At 33.1% G+C, this 3,518-nt stretch carries 6 protein-coding genes; all 6 read left to right on the top strand.

Going from position 1 to position 3,518, the window contains the following annotated elements; all coding sequences use genetic code 11:
* Window positions 1–570, top strand: a 570-nt coding sequence (locus tag AJ885_RS07750) for a phage baseplate assembly protein V (protein ID WP_070281060.1), incomplete at its 5' end; no start/stop codon positions are given.
* A gap of 8 nt (window positions 571–578) precedes the next feature.
* Window positions 579–770 carry a hypothetical protein gene (locus tag AJ885_RS07745; protein WP_070276118.1) on the top strand — a complete coding sequence of 64 codons (192 nt, stop codon included), beginning with the start codon at window positions 579–581 and terminating at the stop codon, window positions 768–770.
* On the top strand, window positions 767–1,057 hold the full coding sequence (locus AJ885_RS07740; protein WP_070276117.1) for a GPW/gp25 family protein: 291 nt from the start codon (window positions 767–769) through the stop codon (window positions 1,055–1,057). The genes AJ885_RS07745 and AJ885_RS07740 overlap by 4 nt, the downstream gene beginning before the upstream one ends.
* A complete protein-coding gene (locus AJ885_RS07735; RefSeq protein ID WP_070280994.1) occupies window positions 1,054–2,220 on the top strand; it encodes a baseplate J/gp47 family protein in 1,167 nt (388 codons plus the stop codon). Before AJ885_RS07740 ends, AJ885_RS07735 begins: the two co-directional genes overlap by 4 nt.
* Before the next feature lie 97 nt (window positions 2,221–2,317).
* The gene (locus AJ885_RS07730; protein WP_070281058.1) at window positions 2,318–2,938 is read left to right on the top strand and encodes a phage tail protein I; all 621 of its coding nucleotides are present in this window, start codon (window positions 2,318–2,320) and stop codon (window positions 2,936–2,938) included.
* Window positions 2,939–3,093: 155 nt separating this feature from the next.
* On the top strand, window positions 3,094–3,518 hold a 425-nt coding region (locus AJ885_RS07725; RefSeq protein ID WP_186820353.1), incomplete at its 3' end, for a phage tail protein.

Genomic DNA, 3,518 nt, shown 5'->3' with positions numbered 1-3,518 from the left:
ATGGTAACGGATTTTTTAAGTGTTTTTCAAAGTCTAGCTAATTCTTATGCAGTGAGCTTTTCTCCTTTAAGAATAGGAGAGCAAGTATTAGTTATACCTGTGCGTGGGGATTTAAATAGTGGAGTTATTTTGCGTGGGCTTTACCAAGAAAAACATAGAGCAAAAAACACAGATGAGAATACTTTTAATATAGATTTTGAAGATGGAACGCATTTAGAATACAACTCTAAGAGTAGCACTTTAAAACTTGATGTGGTTAAAAATATAAATATCACTTGTGTAGATAAAATCACCCATAACCAAAACAACACCTTAAATACTAAAAATCATACTACAAACGCTAATACCATAACGCTTAATGCTCCAAGTATTAATTTAAATGGTAATACTCAAATTGCAGGAGCAATTTCTACAAGTGGCGAAGGTGGGGCAAGTGGTACTTTTAGCATAAAAGGAAATTTAAACTTAATAGGCAATTTACAAGTTAGCGGAAATATAAGCGATAGCAAAGGTGATTTAACAAATCATACCCATTCTTGTACTTGTGGTGCCACAGCTTCGCCAAGATAGGAAAAACTATGAAAGAATTATTTTTGCTTTTATTTTCATTAGTCTTTTTTATGCTCTTTTGCATGGGGGCATTTTATGCTTTTTTAAACCTAAACTTTTTTATCAAAAGCATTTTTATAGGCTTTTTTATAGCTTTTACATTTTTAGGATTTTCTCAAATGCTAGAAAACATTTTTGAGTTTTACAAAGGATTAAAATGAATTACATGGTAAGCATCGAAGAAAGTATCAAAGACATTTTAATCACTCCTTTAGGCTCAAGAGTAATGAGACCAGAATATGGTTCTTTACTTTTTACACTCATAGATAGAAAAATCGATGATGATTTTAAGATAAAGCTTACTAGATACACTGCAGAAGCAATTTCAAAGTGGGAAAAAAGAGTAAAGCTAAAAGGTGTGAGACTTAATGAGTGTAAAGACAATAAATTAAGCATTACCTTGCTTTTTGAAAATTATGGGGATTTAACCATGGAGCTAGGCAAATGAGTGAGCTTTTAAGTGCAAATGATAGCTATTTTAAACAAAGCTTTTTAAAGGATATCCCTTATCCACAAATCATAGAAGAGCTTGATTATGAAAAGCTTTTAAAAGCCTATGAAGAACTTTTTAAAAGCTTTTTAAAAGATAATGTAGAGCTTTTAGAATCTGATCCTTTTAAAGCCATTTTAGAAGCTTTAGCTTATAGAGAAATGATAATAAGAGCAAGAATTAATGAGAGTATAAAAGCAACTTATCTTCATTATGCAAAGGGAAGTGATTTAGATAATGTAGTAGCTAATGGCTATTTGATACAAAGGCTTAAAGGGGTTAAGCCCACAGCTAAAGTAGAGTTTGAATTAAATACCTTACTTACTTATGATGTCATCATCCCAAAAGGTGCAATTTTTTCAAATGAAAAAGCAGACCTTGCCACTTTAAAAGAAGAAGTGGTGATTAAAAAAGGGCAAAGTAAAGCACAAGGTATTTTAGAACTTGATGAATTTATTCAAAGCAAAGAAAGTAAAACCGAGTTTTTACAAACCCCACTGCCTTTTGTGGCTAAGATTAAACAACTAGAATATTTTAGTGGTGGAGCCAGTGAAGAAAGCGATGAAGCCTTAAGAGAAAGGGCTGTAATGAGTGTACATCGCTTTTCAACCGCAGGAAGTGAAAAAGGCTATATCTATCACGCTTTAAGCGCAAGTGCAAAAGTAGCCTCCATAAAAGCTTTAAACAATGGAGCAGGAAAAGTAAGAGTTATCATTAAAAGCGAAGATGAATTAAGCGTTAATGTGGTTAAAGAGTATTTAAGTGCGGATGAGCGAAGACCTTTAACTGATGAAGTAAATGTAGAATTAGCTAAAAAAAGAGAGTTTATCGTAGATGCCAAACTTTTGCTTTTAGAATTAAGCCGTGCTAATGAAATAAGTGAAAAGATTAATGCTTTGCAAAAGGACTTTGATTTAAGTGTGGATTTAGCACTGGGATTTATTTACAAATGTCTTCATCAGGACGGAGTTTATAAAAGCGAAATTTTAAGCATTAAAGAAAAAATCATAAATGAAGAAGAGCAAGAATTAAAAGACTTGCCCTTAGAAAATATAATAATAGCTGATGATGAGTTTGCAACCCTTAGCTTTTTGCTTAGCTATGAAAAGGCAGTACTATGAAGGGGCATTGCGTAGCAATGGGTCGGGAAGCCTTCAGTAAAAGCGACTTTGGGCGAACTTCGTTTGCACAAAGTGATAGCATAAAAAAGGCGGTGCTATGAATACACTAATACTAAACCACCATCCAAAACAAAGCAAAGCCATTGATTTAAGTGCAAAGGCAAGATTTGAAGATTTAAATTTAGCTAGTATCACAAATCTAGCTCTAAATTGCGATGAAAGATTATTGCCAATTTTAGCCAATGCTTATGATGTAAGTATTGATGGTTTAAATGAAAAAGAAGCAAGAAAGCTAATATCTAAAGCCTTGCTTTTAGATAGATACAACGGCACAACTTGGGCTATAAAAGAAGCTTTAAGAGCCGTATTTCCTACTGCAGTGGTTAAAGAGTGGTTTAATTATGGTGGAAAGCCTTATTTTTTTAAAGTTAAAGTAAGCACAACTAATGTTAGCTTTGATGAAAGAACGCTTAATACTTTAGAAAGACTAATTTATGATTTTAAAAATGTTAGAAGCGTTTTAGAAGCAATTGAAATAGAGATTGAAAGTAAAAATGATAGTTTTAATGCTAGTGTAGAAATAAGTGGAGAAACTATAGAAATCTTACCTTTTCAAACCACGCAAATTGAAAACAATCAGAAACCAAGTTTAAATGCAATGGGTGTTTTTATTTGTGAAATAACAAGAACTAATATTGATTTTAAAGGAGTGTATTAGATGATTTTAAATGTTTTTGGGGCAAACACGCAGTGTTTGGGTCGGGAAGCCTTTCTCAAAGAGAGTGCAAAGCACAAGAGAGGGGTCAAGGGGATAAAATCCCTTGTCGCAAGGGTGAATTCATTTCAACCGCGAAGTCAAAAAGGAGTGTATTAATGGCAAAAAGTGAATACTATACCATACTAACAAAAATTGGCATTGCTAAATTTATTGCCGCAAGAGCAAGTGGAAATGGTATCAATTTAAAAAGCTTTAAATTAAGTTCAAAAGTTATTTTACCCAGTGAAGAAATGCAAAGTTTAGAAGAGATTGTTTATGAAGCTAATATTAGTAGCAAAAGCGTGGATGAAAGCAATCCAAACTATGTGAATTTAATGTGTCATGTGCCAAGCAATGTAGGGGGATTTGAAGTTAATGCAGTAGGCGTTTATGATGAAGCAGGAGATTTGCTTGCAGTTGGAAATGTCCCACGCACCTACAAACCTGTCTTAAAAGAAGGCAGCGCTAAAGAGCTTATGATAAAAATTGTCATGGAGCTTTCTAATGCAGAGGAAGTTATTTTAAAACTAGATCCTAGTGT

The sequence above is a fragment of the Campylobacter sp. BCW_6464 genome (assembly GCF_001762775.1).
Lineage (GTDB): Bacteria > Campylobacterota > Campylobacteria > Campylobacterales > Campylobacteraceae > Campylobacter_D > Campylobacter_D jejuni.
The sequence above is the reverse complement of the archived record's forward strand: the minus strand, read 5'-3'. Positions and strand labels throughout refer to the sequence as shown.